The organism is Novosphingobium sp. BL-A-41-Hi4B-X5A (genome assembly GCF_055521705.1).
Map to the genome: position 1 here is coordinate 2509624 of NZ_CM145500.1, position 21812 is coordinate 2531435.

Below are 21812 nucleotides of genomic sequence, written 5' to 3' on the forward strand. Positions count from 1 at the left end.
ATCAGAATTCGAAGCGCGCGCCGGCCTGCACGGTCCAGCGTTCGTGATCGTAGAGGGCGATGTTCGACCAGTTGCGCGACCAGGTGGCCTTGGGCTGGAGGAACAGGCGCGGCAGGATGGCGAACTTGACCGCGGCGGTCACATCGACGCGCTCGTCATGGCGCTTGCGCATGAACAGCAGGTCGGCGCGGTCATAGCGGCGCAAGTCGAACGCCACGCCGCCGACGACCGCGACCTTGGGCGCGATTTGCACCTCCGCGCCTGCGCTGGCTCCGGCAAAGGTGTTGGATTCGGCGTCGCCTGCTTGGCTGCGCGTTTCCTCGTGCCCGCCGATCAGGTTGACCGAGAACTGGCGCGCGGCAAGGCCGAGGCCCACGGCAAAGCGGTCTGCATCGCGCAAGGGATCGCGGTCATAATCGAAGCGGGTGTACTGGACCGAGGCGGAGAGGGCTTTGCCGCCGGGCAGCATATGCGTGTACTGGCCGATCGCGCCATAGGCAGTGCGGAAGCCCTTGTGGCCGAGCCAGTACTTCTGCACCTGCCCCGAAAGCGAGGCGACATCGCGGTTGGCGAAGGTGTGGGCAAAACCTGCGGTGCCGGTGAGGCTGGCTTGATCGAAGGCGGCGGAATCCAGGTTGTCGCGGAAGTTGCCCAGGAGCGAGCCGAACACGCGGTTGGTCCGGCTGATCGCGCTGACGGCGGAGATGCCGCCTGAGATGTCGTAGAACTCGTCCTTCTGGGCGCGGGCGTTGTTGCCCAGCGTTCCGGGGCCGAGCGCGGCGAAGAGCGGGATGGTGATCGAGGTCAGCTGGGTGGCGGAGTTGATGTTGCTGTCGTGCCCGAACGCGCTTTCCGCAAAGCCGGAAAGGTCGGAGCCGCCGCCCTTGATCTGCTTGTCAAACTGGCGGACGAAGCCGGTGAAGCGCTGGCGGACCGGGTCGGGAATGGTCGGATCGTCGACCACAGTGGCGAACTGGGCGCGGGCGGTGTCGATGTCACCGGCCAGGGCATAGGCGCGGGCGAGTTCGGCGCGGGCGGGGGCATTGTCGGGCTGGCGGGCCAGCACGCGCTGCAGGGCGACGATGGCTTCGCCGTAGTGCCCGGCATCCGACGCGGCGAGGCCGAGGGCGTAGTCGAACGCGGGGTCGCCGGCCTTCTGGCGCTCCTGCGCGGCAAGCGCGGTATAGCGGGCTTCGGCTTCATTGGCCTGCTGGCCGAACGCGGGCGTGGGCAGCGCGGCGGCCACGGCCAGGGCGCAGGCACTGGCCTGCAGGAAAAGGTGCTTGGTCGCCATCGTACCCCTCGCGACTGGATGATGGCATTCCAGCTATCGCGGGGCCTGGGCGATGTCCGATGACAATGATTGTCACCGGGGTGACAAGGTCAGTAGGGCAGATCCCTGAGGCTTATCACATAGACACAGGCTATGCTTGCGGGCTAAGCCAGAGTCATGAGCAAGCCCCCATCGCGCCTCCGCCTCGATCCCCGTGCCGTCGCCACGTTCTGGCGGGTGTGCGAGACCGGATCGATCAGCGGCGCGGCGCGGGTGCTGAATATCTCGCAACCTTCGGTTTCGAACACGATCTCGCTGCTGGAGCAGCGGCTGGGAGTGACGCTGTTTGCCCGCTCGCGCAGCGGCATCGTGTTGACGCGCGAGGGTGAGGCCTTGCGGGAACGTGCGCAGGCGATGGTGCGGCTGCTGGAGACGGCAGCGGTCGAGGTGGACCATGCCGCGCGCAACGTGGCGGGCCCCTTGCGGATCGGCGGGACGCCGGGCGCGCTGGTCAGCCTGCTGCCGCAAGCGGTGGCGCGGCTGGAGGAGCGCGTCGGGCCATTTGCGTTGAGCGTGGTCGAGCGGCCGGACCCGCAACTGGCCGACCTTTTGCGCAATGGCGCGATCGACCTCGCTTTCGTCACGACCGAGATCGAGGCCTGTCCGCCCGACCTGGTGGAAGTGACGGCAGCGCGCGATTCCTTTGCCCTGATCGTCGGGCGGCGGCACGATGCGCTGGGAGACCGGATTTCGCTGCGCGAAGTGGCTGAACTGCCGTGGGTGCTGCCCGAGGCGCAAGGGGCGTTCCGGCGCCAGGTCGACGCGCTGTTCCTCGCGGCCGGGGTGGCCGTGCCGCAGAACGTGATCCGCTGCGATTCGCTGCTGACGACCAAGGCCATCGTCCGCCACAGCGACCGCGTCACTATCCTGCCGCGCACCGTGGCCGCAGCGGAACTGTCCATCGGCGTGTTGCGCGCGATCGGGATCGGCGAGGCGACCTTCGAGCGCAGCGTGGGCGTGCGCTATCTGGCCGAACGCGGACTGCCACCACTGGGGCGGGCAATGCTCGACGTCCTCGCCGAGGCATAGGCTGAGTCGATGGCGGGGCGATAATCGGTTATTTTACCTGATGGCTGGCGCGGCGTAGGTCCGGCGGCAAAGCCTTGGGAGAGACCATGTTTGATCGCCGTGCCGTTCTCGCCGGGGGCGTTGCCGCCCTTGCCGCAAGTGGTGCCTCGCTGTCGGCGAAGACGACGCGGAAGCCGGCACCCAGCCCACGCTTTCCCGATGGCTTCCTGTGGGGCGCATCGACCGCGCCGCACCAGATCGAGGGCAACAACACCACGTCGGACCTGTGGTATATCGAACACCAGCAGCCCACCGTATTTGCCGAGCCATCGGGCGATGCGGCGAACAGTTTCCTGTTGTGGGAGCGTGACCTCGATCTGGCCAAGTCGATCGGGCTCAACACCTATCGCTTCGGCGTGGAATGGGCGCGGATCGAGCCGGCCAAGGGCCGGTTCAGCATGGGCATGCTGGGGCATTACCGACGGATCATCGAAGGCTGCCGCGCGCGCGGCCTTGCACCGATCGTCACCTACAGCCACTTCAGCGCGCCCTTGTGGTTCAGCGCGCAGGGCGGCTGGACCAATCCCGAGAGCACCGAGCTGTTCGCCCGCTACTGCACAAGGGTGACGCAGGCGATGGGCGCCGGGATGCACAGCGCGATCACGCTCAACGAACCCAACATCCTGCTGCTGCTCAAGGCGATGCTGCCAAAGCCGGTGTGGGACATCCAGAAGCTGACGCTGGACACGGCGGCCAAGCGGCTTGGCGTGGAGAAGATGGTCTGCGGCAACGTGGCGGCGTACGATGACCTGCCGGCGCTGCAGGTGGGACTACTGGCCGCGCACAAGGCCGGCCGCGCGGCAATCAAGGCAGTGCGTCCCGACCTTCCCGTCGGCGTGTCGCTGGCGATGCTGGACGATCAGGCGGTGGGCAAGAACTCGATCCGCGACCGCATGCGCGGCGAGCTTTACGGGGCATGGCTTGAAGTGGCCAAGACCGATGACTTCATCGGTGTGCAGAACTACGAACGCGCCTTGTGGGGCGACAAGGGCAGGCTGCCTGCGCCTGAAGGCAGCGTGCGCAACTGGTCGGGTACGGAAGTCTGGCCCCTCTCGCTGGCTGGCGCGGTGCGGTATGCCCATGCGGTAACGGGCGTGCCGGTGCTGGTTTCGGAGCATGGCGTCGGCACAGATGACGACGCGGTGCGCGCCGCGTTCATCCCGCCTTCGCTCGCGGGTCTCAAGCAGGCGATGGATGATGGCGTGCCGGTGATCGGCTATTGCCACTGGTCGCTGGTCGACAACTTCGAATGGATCTTCGGCTTCCGGCCCAGATTCGGCCTCGCCAGCTATGATCCGGTCACCTTCGAGCGCAAGGCCAAGCCGAGTGCCGGCGTTCTGGGGGCGATTGCCAGGGCCAACGCGCTCGCGTGAAAAAAAGAGCGGGCGGCAGTCTGACCTGCCACCCGCCCATTTTCGCTGTCGTTTCGATCAGAACGCTATGCTGAGCGAGGCGCGGATCGAGTAGTCGACGCCGCCCTGGATCTGTTCGGCACCACCGGCCAGCTGCCAGGTATAGTCCATGCCGCCCATCAGCAGGCGCGCTTCGGACGTCCAGCCTGACTTCATGCGGTCGGCCACCAGGCGGAACTGGTCGCCATCCTCGAAGTTCGCCACCGTATCGCCGAGCGTTCCGGCGAGCCGTGCGCGGTAGCCGCCTTCCAGCTCCAGCGTGAGCGGGCGCTCGTCGCGGTTGACCTCTCCCGCGCTCCATGCGGCAGTGAGGCTGCCGGTGCCGGTCAGCAGGTCCGAGGTGCGCTTGGCGACGGACAGCGCGATCTGTTCGCTGCCGGTCTCGGTGTAGCCCTTTTCGCTCAGGCGGTAGTAATCGAACTTGGCCATCGGCTTGAGCGAGAGGTTGCCGCCGAGATCAGCGCGGTAGGACACGCCGCCCTGACCGCCCACGGTCCAGCCCTTCCACCGGCCGTTGGCGGTGTAGGACAGGGCCGTGCCATTGACGGCGCCGGTGAACTGCCGCGTCGAATTCAGCGAAACGCGGCCGCCCGAGGCCTTGGCGAAGGCGTAGAACGGACCGGATGCGAGACGCCAGAACAGGCCGAGCTCGTAGTTGCTCGCATCGGTCTTCTGATAGTCCGAGGTGGCGATATCGCCCTTGGTGTAGAGGAACGACAGGCCGAGATAGCCTGCGCCGATGTCGCGCTCCAGCCCGGCCGAAAGGCCCCAGCCCTTGACCTTGAACGCCGCCGTGCCGGTCTGGTCCTTGGTCCCGCGGAAGTAGATCGGCTCAAGCCAGCCGCCGACTTCGCTGATATCGAAGATAGAGCTGTCGTCCATCAGATGGCGCGAGGCGAGGCGGCCCGAGCGGGTGACGAAATCGAACACGCCGCCGGCATAGTCGGGCAGGAGCTGGTTGAACTGGCCCTGCAGCGTGGCAGCATCTTCCACTTGCAGGAAGCTGCTGCCGAGATTGGTCACCGCCGTGCCCTGCTTGTAGATCGCGTCATAGGCGGCGGCTTGCGGCGCGGTGAGGCCCAGCTGCGCGGCGCTCTTGCGCGTCACGGCCAGCACCAGCGTCTCGCCGACGCGATTGATCGCGCCGTTGAACAGGACCGGGAGCTGGGTGGTGGTGGCATCGAACACCGGCGAACCGGTCAGCGTGCCCGCCTTGAGGAAGGTGTAGTTGCCCACGGCCTTGTCGAGCGAGGTGATCGTGGCGGTGACCTTCGAGCCGCTTGCAAAAGTCGCGGTGTTCACGTCGATCAGCGAGGAGGTGCCGGTGCTGCCGTCGATATAGACGTTGAGCGCACCGCCGGAGTTCACGGCAAGGCTGTCGAACTTCAGAGTAGTGGCGCTGCTGGCTCCGAAGCGTCCGCCGTTGACCGTGACGTCGAGCGCGCCGCTGTTGGCCAGCGTGCCGGCGAAGATCGAGGTGCCGCCAAGGGTCAGCGTTCCGGCATTCCCGGCAAGATCGAGCTTGCCGATGAAGAAGGCGGTGTCGCCCATCGTCATCGTCGCGGTGCCCGCGCCGAAGTCGATGTTGCCGACATAGCCGCTGTCGCCCGAAAGCAGGACCGAATCGTTGCCCGCGCCGAGGAAGCTGTTGCCGAAGATGCGGCCCGAAGCCACGTCGAGCACGTCGTTGCCGCTGCCCGTGTGGATGTTGCCGGTGATCGAGGTGTAGATCGTGGGGTTGGCCGGGTTGTAGCCGCTGGCGGCCTTCTCGGCATCCTGCGCCTTCTTGTCGATCGCGTTGAGGTACTGCTTGATCGTTACGCCGCTGGTGTTGGCGGTCAGGTCGATCGCGCGCAGGTCATCGCCGCTGGAGCCCGATACCGAGATGAACCCGGTGTTGTTGAGGCTGGTCAGAGTTCCCGACTTGTCCTGGATGGCATAGGCAGTGCCTTCGCCAGGTGAGGACAGCGTGGCCTTGATCGAACCGCTATTCGACAGGCTGGGCACCGTCGAGCCTTCGTTGATCAGGATGGCGACGGCCTTCTGGTCAACAGTCGTCGCGCTGATCGTGCCCGAAACGCCGATGCCATTGGCCATGGTCACGGTGCCACCCTTGCCGCCGATCACGACGGCATAGGCATCGGTATTGCTGTAGACGGCATTGGCGGTGACGTTGCCGTCGAGCGCGAGCGAGAATTCGCCATCGCGCCCCTTGACCTTGCCGATCACGATGTCGCTGGCTGCGCCGACGAGAATACCGGGGCTGTTGCCGACCGAGGTGATCGTGCCGGTCACTTCCGAAGCATCGGCCACGCCGTCGTTGTCCTCGTCGGTCTTGGTGCTGTCGAGGTCATAGGGAGCGGCGTCGAGCAGGATGCCGCCGGCAACGCTGCCGCCGATCTCGACCGCGGCCTTGCCGGTGCGCAAGTCGGTGCGCGAAAGCGTCTTCGTGGAGCCGGCATCGTTGGTATAGGCAGAGCTTTGCGAGATCGCGCCCTGGATGCGCACCGCGCCGCCGACATTGCCATCGACGACCAGGCCCTGCGCACCGGCGCCGACGACTGCGACAGTGCCTTCGACCGTGACGTTGCCCGAGACGCCCTTGGTGCCGATGCCGACGCTGTTGTCGCCCAGCACCTTGATCGTGCCGGTGTTGGAAACGCTGCCGGTGAGGTCAGACTTGGCGACCATGCCGCCCGAGTTGAGGCCCTCAACCGTGATCGTGCCGGTGTTCTTGAGGGTTGCCGTGGTCGTCGCGCCCGCTCCGACAAGGATGCCATAGCGGTTGCTGGCTGAGGCGATCGGGCCATCGACGATGCCGTTGTTGTCGGTATCGGCGCCATTGAAGCTTTCGGTCACGGTGATCGTGCCGCCGTTGGTCACCGTGGTGTTGCGCCCGGCCTCGATGGTGATGCCGGTATCGCCGTCCTTGCCGCCGGTGTTGCTGATCGTGCCACCCGAAGCGACGGTGGCGGTGTTGTTCGAATCGACCGTCACCGCGGTGCCGCCCGAGCCCAGCGTGATCGTGCCGCCGCTGGCAACGGTGACGTTGCCGGCGGTCGAGGTCTTGAGCGGCGCGGTCGTGCTGGTGCTGACGGTGGTGTCGGCATGAGCCGCCTGAGGCGCCAGGAGGATGAGAGCCAGAGACGCTCCAGTCAGCGTCGACAGAAAAGTGGTGCTGCGAAGACGGTCCATAAACCCCTCATGAATTCCGATAAAGATGGCCCGCGCCGGGGTGCGGTCGGCGCGGGCCGAGTGCCGGACGGCGAGGCAAGCCCCGCTGTCCGATCGACAGGTCGGAGGACTCTTGGCCGCAAAGCCGGTTGCCTCCGCAGCACCTAACGGAGTGCGCCTGCCAACCCTTCGCCCGGTCGCGCAAAAATTTGCGACGGACCGTGTCTGGAGTTCCCGTAAATCTGTTGTTCACTTGGGAACCGGCAGGCAGAGTACGTAGAATCCCCTGCGCTTGGGCCGGGGATTGGTGCGAAACGGCGGGTATCCTTGACCTTCTACGGCGATCTGCGCTCGGAAGCGGTGTCGGCTGAAGACAGCCCGATTCCCGCTGCGGACCCGATCCATCGCGAGGCGCTCGACGATGCGGCCCTCATGCGCGAGGTCGCGCGCGGCTCGGTCGACGCCTTCACGCTGCTGGTCGATCGCCATTCGCCCGCGCTCTATCGCGTGGCCATGCGCATGTTGTCCGATGCGGCCGAGGCCGAGGACGTGCTGCAGGACTGCTTTGCCCGCCTATGGCAGAACGCCCCGCGCTGGACGCCGACCGGCGCTGGCCTGGTCGGCTGGCTGCACCGCGTGACGATGAACCTGTGCTTCGATCGCAAGCGCCGCTTCCGCGTGGTCACGGTTGACACGATGCCCGATCCCGCTGACGACACGCCGTCTGCCGATCGCCGGATCGAAGCCGACCAGGCCTCGCAGGCCGTCGCCGACGCGCTGGGTGACTTGCCCGAGCGCTATCGGGCGGCGTTAGTGCTCTGTTATTACGAAGGATTTTCGAACGCTCTTGCAGCCGAGGTTCTGGACCTCAATATCAAGGCCATGGAATCGCTGCTGTTCAGGGCCCGCAGGCAGATGCGCACGCTGCTCGAGGCACGCGATGTGTCCTGCGCCGATCTTGGGGCGCAAGCGTGATGGCGCGCAAGGTTCCAGCCTCGCCCGCGCGGGCCGATGCCGCGCTCGATCAGGTGCTCGACAAGGCGCCGCGTCCGGCGATGCCGCATGGACTTGCTGCGCGGATCGTGGCGCAGGCGACGGCGCTGCCGCAGCTTCCGGCCGAACCGGTTCCCCAAGCCGAGCCGGTGCCCTCGCGCGAAACCGCGCAGGTCATTCCGTTCGCCGTGCAGGAGCCTTCGGTGACGACCCCGTCACGCAAGCGTTTTGCGGTTGGCGGGTTTGCCGCGATTGCCGCCACTGTCGCGGCCGTGGTGCTGCTGGGCCAGTCGGGACAGAGTCCGGTGCCATCGGGCGTACCCGCAGCAGTGATGGCGCAGCGGCAGCCTGAAGCAGGGCAACCGGCGGCAGCGCCAGTGGCAGTCATGGCAGAACCGACCCCGCAACTGGCGCGTGCTCCCGCCGCGCAGCCAGCACGCCAAGCCGTCGCTGTGGCAGGGACGCAGGCAGATGCGCCTGTGCCCGCTCCGGCGGTGCAGCCGGCCGTTGAGCCTGAGGCGCAAATGGCGGCCGCAGCTGCTCCTGCGCCACGGGAAACTGCCGGGCCCAAGGCCGATCCTTCGGCGCGGCCGTCACCGCCGCGCGGGCTGATGGGGCCGCCGGCGCCGCAGCAGGGCTGGGGCTTTTCGGGCGGGGCGCCGGGTGGAACGCTGCCGGGCGGGCAATCGCTGCCGAGCCAGACGACCGGTACGGCATCGCCGCCGCCGCCCCCCTCCGGCAACTAGCGGCAGGCCTGTCGCTCGGCTAAGGGCTTGCCATGCAACAAGAACCGATCCTCGTGCTGACCACCGGCGGCACTATCGACAAGGCCTATTTCGACGCGCTCAGCGAATACCAGATCGTCGAGAGCGGCATCCCGGCGCTGATCGCCGAGGCGCGCGTGGCGCTGCCGTTCCGGGTGATGGAACTGATGCGCAAGGACAGCCTGGAACTGACCGATGCCGACCGCGCGCTGATCGCTGCCGCCGTGCGCGAGGCGCCCGAGCGCCATGTCGTGATTACCCACGGCACCGATACGATGACCGAGACGGCCAAGGCACTCAGTAACATCGAAGGCAAGACCATCGTGCTGACCGGCGCGCTGTCACCGGCGCGCTTTGCCGAGACCGACGCGCACTTCAACCTCGGCATGGCCTTCGCCACGGCGCAGGTCGCCGCGCCCGGCGTGTGGATCGCGATGAGCGGGCAGGTGTTTGACGGGCTCAAGGTCCGCAAGGACCGCGCGGCCGGCAAGTTCGTGAGCGTCTGAGCTCACGAACTCGCCAGCCGGTCAGGCCGTGAGGAATTCCCTGGTGTACCGCTCACGCAAGCTGCGCTTGTCGACCTTTTCGGTGCCGAGGCGCGGCAGCGGTTCGGTCACTTCCCAGAAGCGCACCGGGATCTTGAACGGCGCGATGTGGGCTTTCAGGAACTCGCGCAGCTCCTCCTCGGTGGCCGAGCAGTTCTCCTTGGCGAGATAGACCGCAGCGGGCACTTCGCCCAGCTTCTCGTCCGGCAGGCCGAACACGCTGGCCTCGGCGATGCAGGGGTGGGCGTAGATTGCGCTTTCCACCTCGATGCACGAGATGTTCTCGCCACCGCGGATGATGATGTCCTTCTTGCGGTCGACGATGAACAGGTAGCCCTCGGGGTCGAGGTAGCCAAGGTCGCCGGTGCGGAAGTAGCCATCGGGCATGATTGCCTCACGCGTGGCTTTCTCGTTGTCCCAGTAGCCAAGGAAGTTGCAGATCGAGCGGATCGACACTTCGCCGACCTGGCCTTGGGGCAGTGGCTTGCCATCGTCATCGAGGATCGCGAGATCGACCAGCGGGCGCGAGGCGGTGCCGGTGCTGCCAGGCTTGGCCAGGTAGTTCTCGTTCAGATTGCCGCAGCCGACGCCGTTGGTCTCGGTCAGGCCATAGCCCAGCAGCGGGAAGGCATGGGGCAGTGCCTTGCGGATGCGGTCGACATGCTCGATCGGGCGCGGCGCGCCGCCGGCAGCGAACGAGACACAGGTCGACAGGTCGTAGTTGTCGCGATCGGGGTGGGTGGCGATCTCGAAGCTCATCAGTGGCACGCCGACGAAGTAGGTCACCTTCTCGCGCTCGATCAGGCGCATCGCCTCGACCGCGTCCCACTTGGGCATCAGCACCAGCTTGCGGCCCAATGCGAAGGACTGGAGGAACACCGGCACTTCGCCGGTCACGTGGAACAGCGGCACGTTGACCAGCGTCACCGGCTGCGAGCCTTCGGCCGGGCCTTCGCCTCGCGCGGTGAGGATCGCCAGCATCGCGGCCGACTGGCAGACGTAATTCATCGTGCCCTGAACCACGCCGCGATGATCCGAATAGGCGCCCTTGGCCATGCCGGTGGAGCCCGAGGTGAACAGCACCGTGGCCAGATCGTCGCCGGTAAGGTCGGGCAGGATCGTCTCCATCCCGCCACCGTTTGCGAGCAGCGCGGCAAGGCCCTCTTCATAAGGGCAATCGTGACCCATCGGCAGGAGCTGCGCGCCATGGGCGTGGCCATCGAGCCGGGCGGCGCGGCCGGCATCGGCAATGACGAAGCGGCACTTCACCAGATCGATGCCGTGCGCCAGTTCCTCGCCCTGCCACCAGCCGTTGAGCAGCGTGGCGCAACCGCCTGCCATCAGCACGCCCATGTAGGCGATGACCCAGTTGGCCGAATTGCGCGCGGCGATGCCGACTCGTTCGCCCTTCTGCAGCTTCAGCCCTTCGACCAGGCCGCCCGCGACATGGCGCGCGGCCTTGTAGGCATCGGCAAAGCTGAGGCGGGTATCGCCATCGACGATGAAGGTCTTTCCGCCCTGCGTCGCGCAGAAGTACGCGAAGTAGGCCGGCAGGTGCGGCGGGGCGGCGGCGATCATGGGCAATTGCTGCCCGAACCGCTCGATCGGGACGGTGTGGAACATGCCACCTTCGGCAGTGAGCGCGCCAAAGGCGCCGTCCATGGCAAGGTCCAGTTCGGTCTTCATGATACCCTTTCGTCTCCTCACCCTGACGCTGTCTTGTTTCGCGCCTTTTTCGGGTTTGCCTGCAACCTTTTCCCTGTGCCAATACGTTACCCTATTGGGCGCGTTTGACAGCACGAAAACGGGTCCGTTCACGAAGTTCTAGGGAGTTCACTTCTTGCTGTCACTAGTGTCAACAGCAACCGCGCTTGCCGTAGCGTCGGCGTCCGCAGGTGCCGGACATGCGCCGATTCGCTGGGAGGATCTGGGCGTCGGGCCGATCGCGCTCGATCTCGGGTTCTTTGCGCTGAAATGGTACTCCCTCGCCTATCTCGCCGGGATCGTGCTGGGCTACTGGCACCTGTCGAAAATGCTGCGCCAGCCCGGTGCGCCGATGGCGCAGCGCCATGCCGACGACCTGTTTTTCTATGCAACGCTCGGCATCATCCTTGGCGGGCGGCTCGGCTATGCGATCTTCTATGCGCCCGAACTGCTGTCGCATCCTGAAAACCTGATCAAGCTGTGGGAAGGCGGGATGAGCTTCCACGGCGGCTTGATCGGCACCGTGCTGGCGATTGCCTGGGTATCCTGGCGCGGCAAGCTGAACTTCGTGCGGGTGTGCGACTACATTTCCGTCTGCGTGCCGTTCGGCCTGCTGTTCGGCCGTCTGGCCAACTTCGCCAATGGCGAGCTGTGGGGCCGCGAGGCAGGTCCCGGCGTGCCGTGGGCGATGGTCTTCCCCGGTGGTGGGCCGGTCGCACGCCATCCCAGCCAGCTTTACGAAGCGGGGCTCGAAGGGCTTGTGCTGGCTGTCATCCTGCTCGCGCTGTTCTGGAAGACCAAGGCGCGCTGGCGGCCGGGGCTGCTCGTCGGCACTTTCACGCTGGGCTATGCCCTTTCGCGCTTCACCGTCGAATTCTTCCGCGAGCCCGATGCCCAGCTGCTCGACTTTGCCATGCAGACCGGTCTTTCGATGGGCCAGTGGTTGACCGTCCCGATGATGGCAGTGGGCCTGTTCTTCCTTCTGCGCGGATTGATGCGCAAGCCGGTGCCCGCGGGCGGAGCCGTCCCGGCGTGAGCCAATCGCTGCTGGAGACCTTCGCCCGCCTGATCGCCAACACCGGGCCGATCAGCGTGGCGCATTACATGGCCGAATCCAACGGGCGCTATTACTCCAGCCGCGATCCCTTCGGCACGGCGGGCGATTTCATCACTGCGCCCGAGATCAGCCAGATATTCGGCGAACTGATCGGGCTGTGGATGGCCGACATGTGGATTCGCGCCGGGCGGCCCGAGCCGATCCACTATGTCGAACTCGGGCCCGGCCGCGGCACCTTGGCGCGCGATGCGCTGGGCGCGGCACGCCGCTATGGCCTGACGCCGCGGGTGCATTTCGTGGAGACGAGCACGGCGCTCAAGGCGCTGCAACTCGAACTCCATCCGACGGCGTTCTGGCATGCCGATCTTTCCACCCTGCCAAGCGACGGGCCGCTGCTGATCGTCGGCAACGAATTTCTTGATGCCCTGCCGGTCCGGCAGATGGTGCGGACGCCTGCTGGCTGGCGCGAGCGCATGGTAGGCCTTGCCGAGGGGCGACTGGTGCCGGTCGCAGGCTCCGCGCCGATGGATGCGGCTGTGCCGCAGGGGCGGCAGGATGCCCCTGAAGGCACGATCATCGAAACATCGCCGGCTTCGGCCGCAGTCGTCTATGAAGTGGCGGGCAGGCTGGCCGGACAGGGCGGCGCAGCGCTGTTCATCGATTATGGCCACGCCGAGCCGCGCTTCGGCTCCTCGCTCCAGGCGGTGCGGGCGCATCGCAAGGTCGATGTCTTTTCCAATCCGGGTGACGCAGACCTTACCGCGCATGTCGATTTCTCGGCCTTGGCTCCGATCGCGCTGTCGCGCGGGGTGCAGTGGCTCGGCACGGTCGAGCAGGGGCGCTGGTTGCGGGCGCTGGGGATCGATGCGCGGGCCGAAGCGCTGGCGGCTTATGCTCCCACCCATGCCGAGGCAATCCACGCCGCGCGCGAGCGGCTGACCGGGGAAGGCCAGATGGGCGTTCTGTTCAAGGTCATGGGACTCGCCGGGCCGCACTGGCCGCAAGGCGCCGGATTCGCCTGAGGCGAAACCTGTGCGCCACCAACTGTCGCAAGACTGAAATCGCCCGGAAATACGGGCCCGATCAAGGGCTGTTTCCCGCACCAAAATGCCTGTTGGCAAAGCCGTGGCTTTGCGTCTATCAGGCGCGCCAAGTGGGGGCCGGGGCCGTGCATTTGCGCGTGCCCGGTTCCCGTGCGGTTCCGGTGTCCATGTGGTTAGCCCCATGGGCAATTTCCAGAGCCGCTCCAAAGGGGCAAGTTGGACCGTGCGCGATCCGCGTGCGCGGCGGCAGCAGGCAGGGAATTTCAATGGCTGAACAGGCAAGCATCGACACTTCGGCACCGGCCGAAGAAGGCGTGCGCCGGCGCGATTTCATCAATATCGCGGCGGTGAGTTTTGCGGGGGTTGGCGGCGCTGCCGTGCTGGTCCCGCTGGTAAGTCAGATGGCGCCGTCGGCGGACGTCCTGGCGCAGAGCTCCACCGAAATCGACATTTCGGCGATCCAGCCGGGTCAGGCGATCAAGGCGGTCTTCCGCAAGCAGCCGGTGTTCATCCGCAACCTGACGCCGGAAGAAGTTTCCGCTGCCGACAAGGTTGACGCTTCCTCGCTGCGCGATCCGCAGACGCTGGAAGAGCGGACCAAGGAAGGCAAGACCAACTGGCTCATCACCATGGGCGTCTGCACCCACCTCGGCTGCGTGCCGCTGGGCGCGGGCGAAGGTGAAGTGAAGGGCGAGTTCGGCGGCTACTTCTGCCCGTGCCACGGTTCGCACTATGATACCGCCGCACGCATCCGCAAGGGTCCGGCACCGAAGAACCTCGAGGTGCCCGAATATGCATTCATCTCCGACACTGTCGTGAAGATCGGCTGAGGACAGGCAACATGAGCTTTCCCTGGGCAAACGAATACAAGCCGGCCAATGGCCTGACGCAGTGGCTTGACGAGAAGCTGCCGCTGCCCCGCTTCGTCTACAACGCCGTCGGCGCCGGTTATCCGGTTCCGCGCAACCTGAACTACATGTGGAACTTCGGCGTCCTCGCCGGCTTCTGCCTGGTGCTTCAGATCGTGACCGGCGTCATCCTCGCGATGCACTATGCCGCGAACGCTGGCGTTGCCTTCGACAGCGTCGAGCACATCATGCGCGACGTGAACTGGGGCTGGATGCTGCGCTACGCCCACGCCAACGGCGCTTCGGCGTTCTTCGTCGTCGTCTATCTCCACATCTTCCGCGGCTTCTTCTACTCCTCGTACAAGGCCCCGCGCGAGATGATCTGGCTGCTGGGCGTGGTCATCTTCCTGCTGATGATGGCAACCGCGTTCATGGGCTACGTGCTGCCCTGGGGCCAGATGTCGTTCTGGGGTGCCAAGGTCATCACCGGCCTGTTCGGCGCGATCCCGGTCGTCGGCGAACCGCTGCAGGTGTGGCTGCTGGGCGGCTATGCGCCCGACAACGCCGCGCTCAACCGCTTCTTCTCCCTGCACTTCCTGCTGCCTTTCGTGATCGCGGGTGTCATCATCCTGCACATCTGGGCGCTGCACATCCCCGGCTCGTCGAACCCGACCGGCGTCGAAGTGAAGAGCGAGAGCGACACCGTTCCGTTCCACCCGTACTACACGGCGAAGGACGGCTTCGGTCTCGGCGTGTTCCTGCTGATCTACTGCGCGGTGCTGTTCTTCGCACCGAACGCGCTGGGTCACCCGGACAACTACATCCCGGCCAACCCGCTCTCGACCCCTGCGCACATCGTTCCGGAATGGTACTTCTGGCCGTTCTACGCGATCCTGCGCGCCTTCACCTATGACTTCTTCTTCATTCCGGCGAAGCTCATGGGCGTGCTGGCGATGTTCGGGGCGATCCTGGTGTGGTTCTTCCTGCCCTGGCTGGATACCTCGCCGGTGCGTTCGGGCCATTACCGTCCGCTGTTCCGCAAGTTCTTCTGGTTCGGCCTGATCCCGACCATGGCCGTGCTGTTCTACTGCGGCGGCGCTCCGGCTGCGGAACCTTACGTGATGCTCAGCCAGCTGGCATCGCTGTACTACTTCGCGCACTTCCTCATCATCCTGCCGATCGTCTCGTCGATCGAGAAGCCGGAACCGCTTCCGTTCTCGATCACCGAAGCCGTGCTCGGCAAGGATGAGAGCGCAGTGCTCAACGCCAACCCTGCGGCCGCCTGAGCCGGTACGAAGCGCAAGAGAAAGAGAACCCCATGGTCCGTCTTTTTGGCCCCCTAGTCGGCCTCTTCTTCGCCGTCGCACTGCTCTGGTCGTTCGGCAATGGCGCCTACTCGGCGATCTCGGAACCCGCTGCCCCCACGGCAGAGCACGAGTTCCACCTGCACCCCAAGGACGTGAAGTTCGCGTCCGACGGGGCGTTCGGCAAGTTCGACAAGCAGCAACTGCAGCGCGGCTTCCAAGTCTACAAGGAAGTCTGTTCCACCTGTCACTCGCTCAAGCACGTTGCCTTCCGTGACCTCGCCGCCCTCGGCTACTCGGAAGCCGAAGTGAAGGCGATCGCCAAGGAGTGGGGCACCAAGCAGCCGACCTTCGATGCGAAGACCGGCGAGCGCGCAGAGCGTGACAACATCCCGTCGGACTACTTCCCGACCGTGTACTACGCAGGACAGGGCAGCCCGCCGGATCTGTCGCTGATCACCAAGGCCCGTCACAACGGCGGCGCCTATGTCGCCTCGCTGCTGACCGGTTATCAGGAACAGCCTGCCGAACTGCTCAAGAAGTTCCCGGATGCCAAGACTCCGGATGGCCTGTACTACAACCCGTACTTCGCCAACCTGAACCTCTCGATGCCCGCTCCGCTGACCGGCGAAGGCCAGGTGACCTATTCGGATGGCACCAAGGCCACGGTCGACCAGATGGCGCAGGACGTCTCGGCCTTCCTGATCTGGACCGCCGAACCAAAGCTCGACAAGCGCAAGCAGACCGGTTGGGCCGTGCTCGGCTTCCTCCTGTTCGCCACTGTGCTGGCCTACCTAGCCAAGAAGAACGTCTGGGCGGACAAGAAGGGCGAATAAGCCTTTCCCGCCCGATGGGCAAAACGAACGAGGCCACCGGAAACGGTGGCCTTTTTCGTGCGTCAGTCCGGCGTGCCGTCGATCCTCAGGTCGCTCGCCCGGCGAAACAGTTCCAGCACCAGCGGATCGTTCTCGGTATTGCGTATCGCAACCTCGAAGCGGATCTTGCGGGCAGGGGCCGGCAGAACCTCGGCGAGCACGCCCGCCTCCAGCAGTGGCCGCACCATCGGCTCGGGCAGCACGGCCGCGCCGCCGCCGCCGGTGACGATGTCGATCAGCGTGCGCACGTTGTTGCAGGTGCCCACCGAGCGCGGCGTGACGCGGTTGGCTTCGAGCGTCTCCATCGTCACGCCGTGCAGCGGCGAGAGGTCCGGAATTGACCACACCGGCAAGGCATTGGCAAAGCCGCCCGCCGCTGCCGTCCGCGCGCTCGCTGCCCAGACGAGGCCGACTGAACCGATAGGCGTGGTCCGAATGCCCGGGCTCGCCACCGGTCCCGCCAGGAAAGCAAGGTCGATCGTGCCGCCTAGCAGTTGCTGGAACATGCGCGCGGTCAGGTCCAGCTCCAGTTCCAGCGTCACCCCCGGCAGGTCTCGCTCGATTGCATGGACGAAGCCCGGCAGGCACGATGCTGCGGCAATCTCGCCTGAACCGATCCGCACGACGCCGCTGGCGCCCTCGAAGCCGGACGCCGTCAGCAGCGCCTTTTCGAACCCTGCCCACAGCGGCTCGCATTCCTGCACCAGCCGCCGCCCGCGCGCGGTCAGCACCATGTTGCGCCCCTCCCGGCGGAAGATCGCGATGCCCAGCTGCTCCTCGATCTCGCGCACGCGGGCGGATATCGCGGGCTGCGTGGTGTTCAGCCGCTCGGCCGCGGCGCGGAACGTGCCGAGGCGCGCGATCCACAGCAGCGTTTCAAGGTGATAGATCGCAATTCGCTTCATTGATCACAGGTTGTTATCGATTGTGATAAAAAACAATCGCTCTTTTCAATTTGTATCCTGTGCTAGCACCTCCGGCGAAAAGGAGAGTCTGCCGATGTCGAAGAAGCTCTATGCCGATGCCACTGCTGCGCTCGATGGCCTGCTGCGCGATGGCCTGCTGATTGCCTGCGGCGGTTTCGGTCTGTGCGGCATCCCCGAACGCCTGCTCGATGCCGTGCGCGATTCGGGCGTCAAGGACCTGACCTTTGCCTCCAACAACGCCGGGATCGACAACGAGGGCATCGGCAAGCTGCTGCGTACCCGGCAGGTCAGGAAGATGATCTCGAGCTACGTCGGTGAGAACAAGGAGTTCGAGCGCCAGTACCTTTCCGGCGAACTCGAAGTCGAATTCTGCCCGCAAGGCACTCTCGCCGAGCGCATGCGCGCCGGCGGCGCCGGCATTCCCGGCTTCTACACCAAGACCGGCGTCGGCACGCTCGTGGCCGAGGGCAAGGAAACCAAGGTATTTGACGGGCAGGAATACGTTCTTGAACGCGGCATCTTCGCCGACATCGCACTGGTCAAGGCCTGGAAGGCGGACGAGACCGGCAATGTCGTGTTCCGCAAGACCGCGCGCAACTTCAACGTGCCTGCCGCAACTTGCGGCAAGGTCTGCGTCGTCGAGGTCGAGGAAATCGTGGCGGCGGGCTCGCTTGACCCGGACAGCATTCACCTCCCCGGCGTCTATGTGCAGCGCATGATCGTCGGCGCGCCTTACGAAAAGAAGATCGAGTTCCGCACCGTGCGCGAGCGGGAAGCCGCATGATCCGGCATGCGCTGCCTCTGATGGCGGCGCTGGCGGCCACGCAGCTCTCGGGCTGCGTCGCTGCGGCCATCGCGCCACTGGCGGCGACGGGCGCGCTCGGTACCAAGGCGGTGAAGGGCAAGAACAAGCCCGAGCAACCCAAACCCCAGACGACGCCCGAAGTGACAGTCGGCCAAGGCGTCTCGGCCACGCCGCCACTGCTGGCGCCTGCCCCGGAAGTGCCGGAGCCTGCTGCGGCCGCACCGATGGTCGAAGCGGCAGAGCCTCAAGCCGCAGACGATTCGTCCTACGATCCCTACGGCGCGCTTGCCGCCTATGTTCTGGCCCAAGCCGAGGCGGCCCAGCCGGCCAAGGTGCGCACCTCTGCCCTGCTCGATCAGCGCAGTCTTGTCGCAGTCCCCAAGATGAGCCCTTGCACCGACCAGCGCGGGGCCGTGCTGATTGATCTCGATCCGGGCGACAAGGCGTTCGACCTAAACGATCCGCCCACTCCGATGCCCGGCCTCGCCCAGCACCTGCGGCGCATCCGCGGCACGGGGACGGCGGTGGTGTGGATCGCCTCGCTGCCCGATAGCGATGCCAAGCGCCTCGCCACGATCCTCAAGGCGACCGGACTCGATCCGCTCGGCATCGATCGGGTCATGCTCCTGCATTCGCGCGAGACCCGCAAGCAGCAGATCCTCGACCGCGCGGACGACGACTGGTGCGTGCTGGCGATTGCCGGCGACCGGAAGGCCGATTTCGACGAGGTCTTCGACTATCTGCGCAATGCCGATGGCCCTGTCGCCATCGCGCTCGAACAGTTCATCGGCGCAGGCTGGTTCCTCGCGCCGCCCCCCATCAAGTGACACGAAAGAGCAAGACCCATGACCACGCATGACGGGCTGAAGACGGGCTGGAGCCGTGACGAAATGGCGGCACGCGCCGCGCGCGAACTGCAGGACGGCTTCTACGTGAACCTCGGCATCGGCATCCCGACCCTTGTCGCAAACCACGTGCCCGAGGGGATGACTGTGACGCTGCAGTCGGAGAACGGCATGCTCGGCATCGGCCCATTCCCCTATGCGGGGGAGGAGGACGCCGACCTCATCAATGCCGGCAAGCAGACGATCAGCGAACTGCCCCATTCGGCCTATTTCGACAGCGCGCAGTCGTTCGCGATGATCCGCGGCGGCAAGATTGACCTCACCGTGCTGGGCGCGATGGAAGTGGCCGAGAACGGTGATATCGCCAACTGGATGATCCCGGGCAAGATGATCAAGGGCATGGGCGGCGCAATGGATCTCGTCGCCGGGGTCAAGAAGATCATCGTGGTGATGGAGCACTGCGCCAAGAACGGTGATCCGAAATTCATCCCCGCCTGCACCCTGCCGCTGACCGGCAAGGGCGTGGTCGACATGATCGTGACCGACCTTGCGGTTTTCCAGCGTCCGGACCACAATTCGCCTTTCAAGCTGATCGAGTGCGCGCCGGGCGTGTCCGCCGAGGAGGTCCGCGCCCGCACGACGGCGCACTACGTCGATCTCTGAGGGGGAGCACCTGATGGCCAATGACCTTGCCGCAATTCCATTGAGCCGGATCGATGGCAGCCCGGACACGCTGGGCAACCATGCCGGCAAGGTCTTGCTGGTGGTCAACGTCGCCTCCAAGTGCGGGCTGACCCCGCAGTACGAGGGGCTTGAGGCGCTCTACAAGGCCAAGGCAGACAGCGGCTTTGAAGTGCTGGGCTTCCCGGCCAACGATTTCGGCGCGCAGGAGCCCGGCAGCCACGAGGAAATCGCCGAGTTCTGCAAGCTCAACTACGGGGTCTCCTTCCCTCTCTTTGCCAAGGCTGACGTGACCGGTCCGGCCAAGCAGCCGCTCTATGCCGCGCTGATCCAGGCTGCTCCGACCAAGCAGGGCCCGGCCGCAGAAATGCGCGAACGGCTCAAGGGATATGGCATGACGCCCACCGAGGACCCCGAAGTCCTGTGGAACTTCGAGAAGTTCCTGATCGGCCGCGACGGCAAGGTCGCCGCCCGTTTCGCTCCGGGCGTCACGCCTGAAGATGCGGCGCTGGTGGCGGCGATTGATACCGAACTGGCGAAGTAGCCGGCCTGCTTGCGCGTGGCTCATGGCGCGCTAGGTTCGCGCCCCATGAGCTACACCCTGATCACCGCAAACCGCAATTACTCAAGCTGGTCGCTGCGGCCATGGCTGCTGATGAAGGCGCTCGGCATTCCTTTTTCGGATCGCATCGAGCCCTTCACCAAGCCGTCGAATTACGACGAATTCCGCGCCTTCTCGCCCACCGGGCAGGTGCCCGTCCTGCAAGATGGCGCACGGACGGTGTGGGATTCGCTCGGCATCACACTCTATCTTGCGGAACGGCATGACGGCGTCTGGCCCGCTGACGAAGCTGCTCGCGCCTTCGCCATCTGCGCCGTGACTGAAATGCACGGAGGCTTCTCCGCCCTGCGCAACGACTGCACGATGAACGTCGGCGTTCGCGTGAAGCCCCGCCCGATGCGCCCGGCGCTGCTGCGCGATGTGGCCCGCGTGCGCGAGATCTTCGAAGAGGGGCTGGAGCGCTTTGGCGGGCCTTGGCTGGCAGGGCCTGCTCTCACCGCGCTCGACGCTTTCTTCGCGCCCGTTGCCTTCCGCATCCGCACTTACGGGCTGGATGTCGGCAAAGGGCAGGCGTGGGTGGATCATGTGCTGGCGCACCCCGCCATGCAGCAATGGGAAGCCGAAGCGCTTGAGGAAGCCTGGCGCGAGGAAGGTCACGAGGCCGAACTGGCCGAATGCGGAGAGATCATCGCCGACTACCGCCGCGCCTGATCTGCCTTGGCGCTTGACTGCGAGTCAATTGCGCAAAAAGAAAGGCCGGCCCGAAGGCCAGCCTTGGAAAGTTTGGGAGAGGATGCCTGAAAGGCCTGTCCTATGTGCGGTTTCAGCCCTGATTCCGCAAGTGCGAAGGACGGAGTTTCGGTTGCACGAAATGCAATTACGGGCCGACGTTCGCCCCCTTGCGCATTTGGAACCGGATAACCGTTGTCCACCATCCCTTGACGGGCTTCTGTGCAGCATTCAGCGCCGGATCGAACTTGGCATTATGCATAAGATACTGGCAGGTTTCATCGACAAAGCCTGCCTTGACCATGGTGACGTTGATCTTGCAGTCATAGGGGCGGCCTTGTTCGTCGACCATCAGGCGCACGCGTGCCTCGGCCCGGTCTGACCGTTGCGACGTTGCCCGGGGCAAGGGAAGGGCGGCGATCCAGCTATCGGCGCCGCGCCGGGGTGAGGGATAGGTCTCCGGCATCTGTGCGGTGTCCGTGGGTTCGATACCCCAGCTGCGCACCACGTTCATCCCGCAGCGGCGCAAGCTGGCATAGGGTTCGGCCATCGAGCCAAGCTTCAGCAAGAGCGGTGGCTTCAGCGCGGGCTCGACGAGCATGCTGTCGATCGCCGCAATCTTCGCGGGCATGAGCACAAGGCGGCGCCGGGCATGGAAATCGGCATGCTTCGGCTTCGTGCTGTCCGGCTTGTCGACGAAAGGCACGTAGCTCACGAGCAGAGTAGGCTTGCCATCGGGCGTAAAACCACGCGTGACGGAATTGTCGACCCAACTGTAACTTCCGCCGCCCGGCAGCATCGAAAGTTTGAGGCTGGTCTTCTCCCCCCGGAAGCTGACAGGTTCGCCGATCAGCATCAGCGAAGGGCTTTCCGCAGGACTGCGCGTATCGAACTGGACGGTGAGCTCGTCCTGCCCTTGGCCGAACTTGCGAAGCAGTTGGCAGTTGTCCTCCTGGACATGCAACGTCCAGTCAGAACTCGGTTCCAGCACGAGCGGCGTAGCAAATGCCGTAGAAAGCGGGAGGTCGGCCAGGAGGAGGCACAAGGCAAAGCGTGCGGACTGTTTCATGCGCGAAGCCTAACCGCAATCGCCCGGATTTGAAGTGGTGTAATCAAACGAAAGAGGCCCCGCCAACGTGGCAGG

At 65.5% G+C, this 21812-nt stretch carries 20 protein-coding genes; 15 read left to right on the forward strand and 5 right to left on the reverse strand.

Going from position 1 to position 21812, the window contains the following annotated elements; translation table 11 throughout:
- Nucleotide 1: 1 nt before the first annotated feature.
- Nucleotides 2-1294 carry a tetratricopeptide repeat protein gene (locus tag ACZ1JY_RS12255; RefSeq protein ID WP_465129449.1) on the reverse strand — a complete coding sequence of 431 codons (1293 nt, stop codon included), beginning with the start codon at nucleotides 1292-1294 and terminating at the stop codon, nucleotides 2-4.
- A 156-nt stretch (nucleotides 1295-1450) separates the two neighbouring features.
- On the opposite strand from ACZ1JY_RS12255, the gene ACZ1JY_RS12260 reads away from it, so the two are divergent.
- A complete protein-coding gene (locus tag ACZ1JY_RS12260; protein WP_118072520.1) occupies nucleotides 1451-2362 on the forward strand; it encodes a LysR family transcriptional regulator in 912 nt (303 codons plus the stop codon).
- A gap of 86 nt (nucleotides 2363-2448) precedes the next feature.
- On the forward strand, nucleotides 2449-3774 hold the full coding sequence (locus ACZ1JY_RS12265; protein WP_465129450.1) for a family 1 glycosylhydrolase: 1326 nt from the start codon (nucleotides 2449-2451) through the stop codon (nucleotides 3772-3774).
- A 57-nt stretch (nucleotides 3775-3831) separates the two neighbouring features.
- Here ACZ1JY_RS12265 and ACZ1JY_RS12270 read toward each other — a convergent pair whose 3' ends face one another.
- The gene (locus ACZ1JY_RS12270; protein WP_465129451.1) at nucleotides 3832-7008 is read right to left on the reverse strand and encodes an autotransporter domain-containing protein; all 3177 of its coding nucleotides are present in this window, start codon (nucleotides 7006-7008) and stop codon (nucleotides 3832-3834) included.
- 306 nt (nucleotides 7009-7314) lie between these two features.
- Between ACZ1JY_RS12270 and ACZ1JY_RS12275 the strand changes: the two genes are divergently transcribed.
- Genes ACZ1JY_RS12275 through ACZ1JY_RS12285 form a run of 3 tightly spaced genes read left to right on the forward strand, consistent with a single transcriptional unit; the run spans nucleotide 7315 to nucleotide 9250 of the window.
- Nucleotides 7315-7962 (forward strand): RNA polymerase sigma factor, encoded by a 648-nt coding sequence (locus ACZ1JY_RS12275; protein WP_427468020.1) that lies wholly within the window; start codon nucleotides 7315-7317, stop codon nucleotides 7960-7962.
- Entirely contained in the window at nucleotides 7962-8726 is a 765-nt protein-coding gene (locus ACZ1JY_RS12280; protein WP_465129452.1) for a hypothetical protein, read from the forward strand. The genes ACZ1JY_RS12275 and ACZ1JY_RS12280 overlap by 1 nt, the downstream gene beginning before the upstream one ends.
- A gap of 32 nt (nucleotides 8727-8758) precedes the next feature.
- Nucleotides 8759-9250 (forward strand): asparaginase domain-containing protein, encoded by a 492-nt coding sequence (locus ACZ1JY_RS12285; protein WP_168905458.1) that lies wholly within the window; start codon nucleotides 8759-8761, stop codon nucleotides 9248-9250.
- Nucleotides 9251-9271: 21 nt separating this feature from the next.
- Here the strand turns inward: ACZ1JY_RS12285 and ACZ1JY_RS12290 are convergent, their stop codons facing one another.
- Complete coding sequence (locus ACZ1JY_RS12290) at nucleotides 9272-10975, reverse strand: class I adenylate-forming enzyme family protein (protein WP_465129453.1); 1704 nt, start codon at nucleotides 10973-10975, stop codon at nucleotides 9272-9274.
- 166 nt (nucleotides 10976-11141) lie between these two features.
- On the opposite strand from ACZ1JY_RS12290, the gene lgt reads away from it, so the two are divergent.
- The 5 genes from lgt to ACZ1JY_RS12315 all read left to right on the forward strand — a co-directional run bounded on the left by lgt (nucleotide 11142) and on the right by ACZ1JY_RS12315 (nucleotide 16081).
- Nucleotides 11142-12029, forward strand: a complete 888-nt coding sequence (lgt, locus tag ACZ1JY_RS12295; RefSeq protein ID WP_465129454.1) for a prolipoprotein diacylglyceryl transferase — start codon at nucleotides 11142-11144, stop codon at nucleotides 12027-12029.
- Entirely contained in the window at nucleotides 12026-13072 is a 1047-nt protein-coding gene (locus tag ACZ1JY_RS12300; RefSeq protein WP_465129455.1) for a class I SAM-dependent methyltransferase, read from the forward strand. The genes lgt and ACZ1JY_RS12300 overlap by 4 nt, the downstream gene beginning before the upstream one ends.
- Nucleotides 13073-13359: 287 nt before the next feature.
- Nucleotides 13360-13923 carry a ubiquinol-cytochrome c reductase iron-sulfur subunit gene (gene petA, locus ACZ1JY_RS12305; protein WP_465129456.1) on the forward strand — a complete coding sequence of 188 codons (564 nt, stop codon included), beginning with the start codon at nucleotides 13360-13362 and terminating at the stop codon, nucleotides 13921-13923.
- Nucleotides 13924-13934: 11 nt separating this feature from the next.
- Entirely contained in the window at nucleotides 13935-15227 is a 1293-nt protein-coding gene (locus ACZ1JY_RS12310) for a cytochrome b (protein ID WP_039337158.1), read from the forward strand.
- Nucleotides 15228-15259: 32 nt separating this feature from the next.
- Nucleotides 15260-16081, forward strand: a complete 822-nt coding sequence (locus ACZ1JY_RS12315; protein ID WP_168905456.1) for a cytochrome c1 — start codon at nucleotides 15260-15262, stop codon at nucleotides 16079-16081.
- Nucleotides 16082-16143: 62 nt separating this feature from the next.
- Here the strand turns inward: ACZ1JY_RS12315 and ACZ1JY_RS12320 are convergent, their stop codons facing one another.
- A complete protein-coding gene (locus ACZ1JY_RS12320; RefSeq protein WP_465129457.1) occupies nucleotides 16144-17025 on the reverse strand; it encodes a LysR family transcriptional regulator in 882 nt (293 codons plus the stop codon).
- A gap of 94 nt (nucleotides 17026-17119) precedes the next feature.
- Between ACZ1JY_RS12320 and ACZ1JY_RS12325 the strand changes: the two genes are divergently transcribed.
- The 5 genes from ACZ1JY_RS12325 to ACZ1JY_RS12345 are packed head-to-tail and all read left to right on the forward strand — an operon-like array spanning nucleotide 17120 to nucleotide 20650.
- The gene (locus ACZ1JY_RS12325; RefSeq protein WP_465129458.1) at nucleotides 17120-17830 is read left to right on the forward strand and encodes a CoA transferase subunit A; all 711 of its coding nucleotides are present in this window, start codon (nucleotides 17120-17122) and stop codon (nucleotides 17828-17830) included.
- Nucleotides 17827-18678: a hypothetical protein gene (locus tag ACZ1JY_RS12330; RefSeq protein ID WP_465129459.1), complete on the forward strand. Its 852-nt coding sequence runs from the start codon at nucleotides 17827-17829 to the stop codon at nucleotides 18676-18678. The genes ACZ1JY_RS12325 and ACZ1JY_RS12330 overlap by 4 nt, the downstream gene beginning before the upstream one ends.
- Before the next feature lie 18 nt (nucleotides 18679-18696).
- On the forward strand, nucleotides 18697-19359 hold the full coding sequence (locus tag ACZ1JY_RS12335; protein ID WP_118072506.1) for a CoA transferase subunit B: 663 nt from the start codon (nucleotides 18697-18699) through the stop codon (nucleotides 19357-19359).
- Nucleotides 19360-19372: 13 nt separating this feature from the next.
- The gene (locus tag ACZ1JY_RS12340; RefSeq protein WP_465129460.1) at nucleotides 19373-19921 is read left to right on the forward strand and encodes a glutathione peroxidase; all 549 of its coding nucleotides are present in this window, start codon (nucleotides 19373-19375) and stop codon (nucleotides 19919-19921) included.
- A gap of 45 nt (nucleotides 19922-19966) precedes the next feature.
- Nucleotides 19967-20650, forward strand: coding sequence for a glutathione S-transferase family protein (locus ACZ1JY_RS12345; protein WP_465129461.1), 684 nt, complete (start codon nucleotides 19967-19969; stop codon nucleotides 20648-20650).
- Nucleotides 20651-20816: 166 nt separating this feature from the next.
- Here ACZ1JY_RS12345 and ACZ1JY_RS12350 read toward each other — a convergent pair whose 3' ends face one another.
- Nucleotides 20817-21737 carry a hypothetical protein gene (locus tag ACZ1JY_RS12350; RefSeq protein WP_465129462.1) on the reverse strand — a complete coding sequence of 307 codons (921 nt, stop codon included), beginning with the start codon at nucleotides 21735-21737 and terminating at the stop codon, nucleotides 20817-20819.
- Nucleotides 21738-21812: the final 75 nt, after the last annotated feature.

Excerpts from the sequence above, each read along its gene's own strand:
- ACZ1JY_RS12345 (WP_465129461.1), top strand. The coding sequence starts at position 19,967 with ATGAGCTACACCCTGATCACCGCAAACCGCAATTACTCAAGCTGGTCG.
- ACZ1JY_RS12255 (WP_465129449.1), bottom strand. The coding sequence starts at position 1,294 with ATGGCGACCAAGCACCTTTTCCTGCAGGCCAGTGCCTGCGCCCTGGCC.
- ACZ1JY_RS12285 (WP_168905458.1), top strand. The coding sequence starts at position 8,759 with ATGCAACAAGAACCGATCCTCGTGCTGACCACCGGCGGCACTATCGAC.
- ACZ1JY_RS12270 (WP_465129451.1), bottom strand. The coding sequence starts at position 7,008 with ATGGACCGTCTTCGCAGCACCACTTTTCTGTCGACGCTGACTGGAGCG.
- ACZ1JY_RS12335 (WP_118072506.1), top strand. The coding sequence starts at position 18,697 with ATGACCACGCATGACGGGCTGAAGACGGGCTGGAGCCGTGACGAAATG.
- ACZ1JY_RS12265 (WP_465129450.1), top strand. The coding sequence starts at position 2,449 with ATGTTTGATCGCCGTGCCGTTCTCGCCGGGGGCGTTGCCGCCCTTGCC.
- ACZ1JY_RS12315 (WP_168905456.1), top strand. The coding sequence starts at position 15,260 with ATGGTCCGTCTTTTTGGCCCCCTAGTCGGCCTCTTCTTCGCCGTCGCA.
- ACZ1JY_RS12290 (WP_465129453.1), bottom strand. The coding sequence starts at position 10,975 with ATGAAGACCGAACTGGACCTTGCCATGGACGGCGCCTTTGGCGCGCTC.
- ACZ1JY_RS12310 (WP_039337158.1), top strand. The coding sequence starts at position 13,935 with ATGAGCTTTCCCTGGGCAAACGAATACAAGCCGGCCAATGGCCTGACG.
- ACZ1JY_RS12325 (WP_465129458.1), top strand. The coding sequence starts at position 17,120 with ATGTCGAAGAAGCTCTATGCCGATGCCACTGCTGCGCTCGATGGCCTG.
- ACZ1JY_RS12330 (WP_465129459.1), top strand. The coding sequence starts at position 17,827 with ATGATCCGGCATGCGCTGCCTCTGATGGCGGCGCTGGCGGCCACGCAG.
- ACZ1JY_RS12260 (WP_118072520.1), top strand. The coding sequence starts at position 1,451 with ATGAGCAAGCCCCCATCGCGCCTCCGCCTCGATCCCCGTGCCGTCGCC.
- ACZ1JY_RS12280 (WP_465129452.1), top strand. The coding sequence starts at position 7,962 with ATGGCGCGCAAGGTTCCAGCCTCGCCCGCGCGGGCCGATGCCGCGCTC.
- ACZ1JY_RS12320 (WP_465129457.1), bottom strand. The coding sequence starts at position 17,025 with ATGAAGCGAATTGCGATCTATCACCTTGAAACGCTGCTGTGGATCGCG.
- ACZ1JY_RS12340 (WP_465129460.1), top strand. The coding sequence starts at position 19,373 with ATGGCCAATGACCTTGCCGCAATTCCATTGAGCCGGATCGATGGCAGC.
- petA (WP_465129456.1), top strand. The coding sequence starts at position 13,360 with ATGGCTGAACAGGCAAGCATCGACACTTCGGCACCGGCCGAAGAAGGC.
- ACZ1JY_RS12350 (WP_465129462.1), bottom strand. The coding sequence starts at position 21,737 with ATGAAACAGTCCGCACGCTTTGCCTTGTGCCTCCTCCTGGCCGACCTC.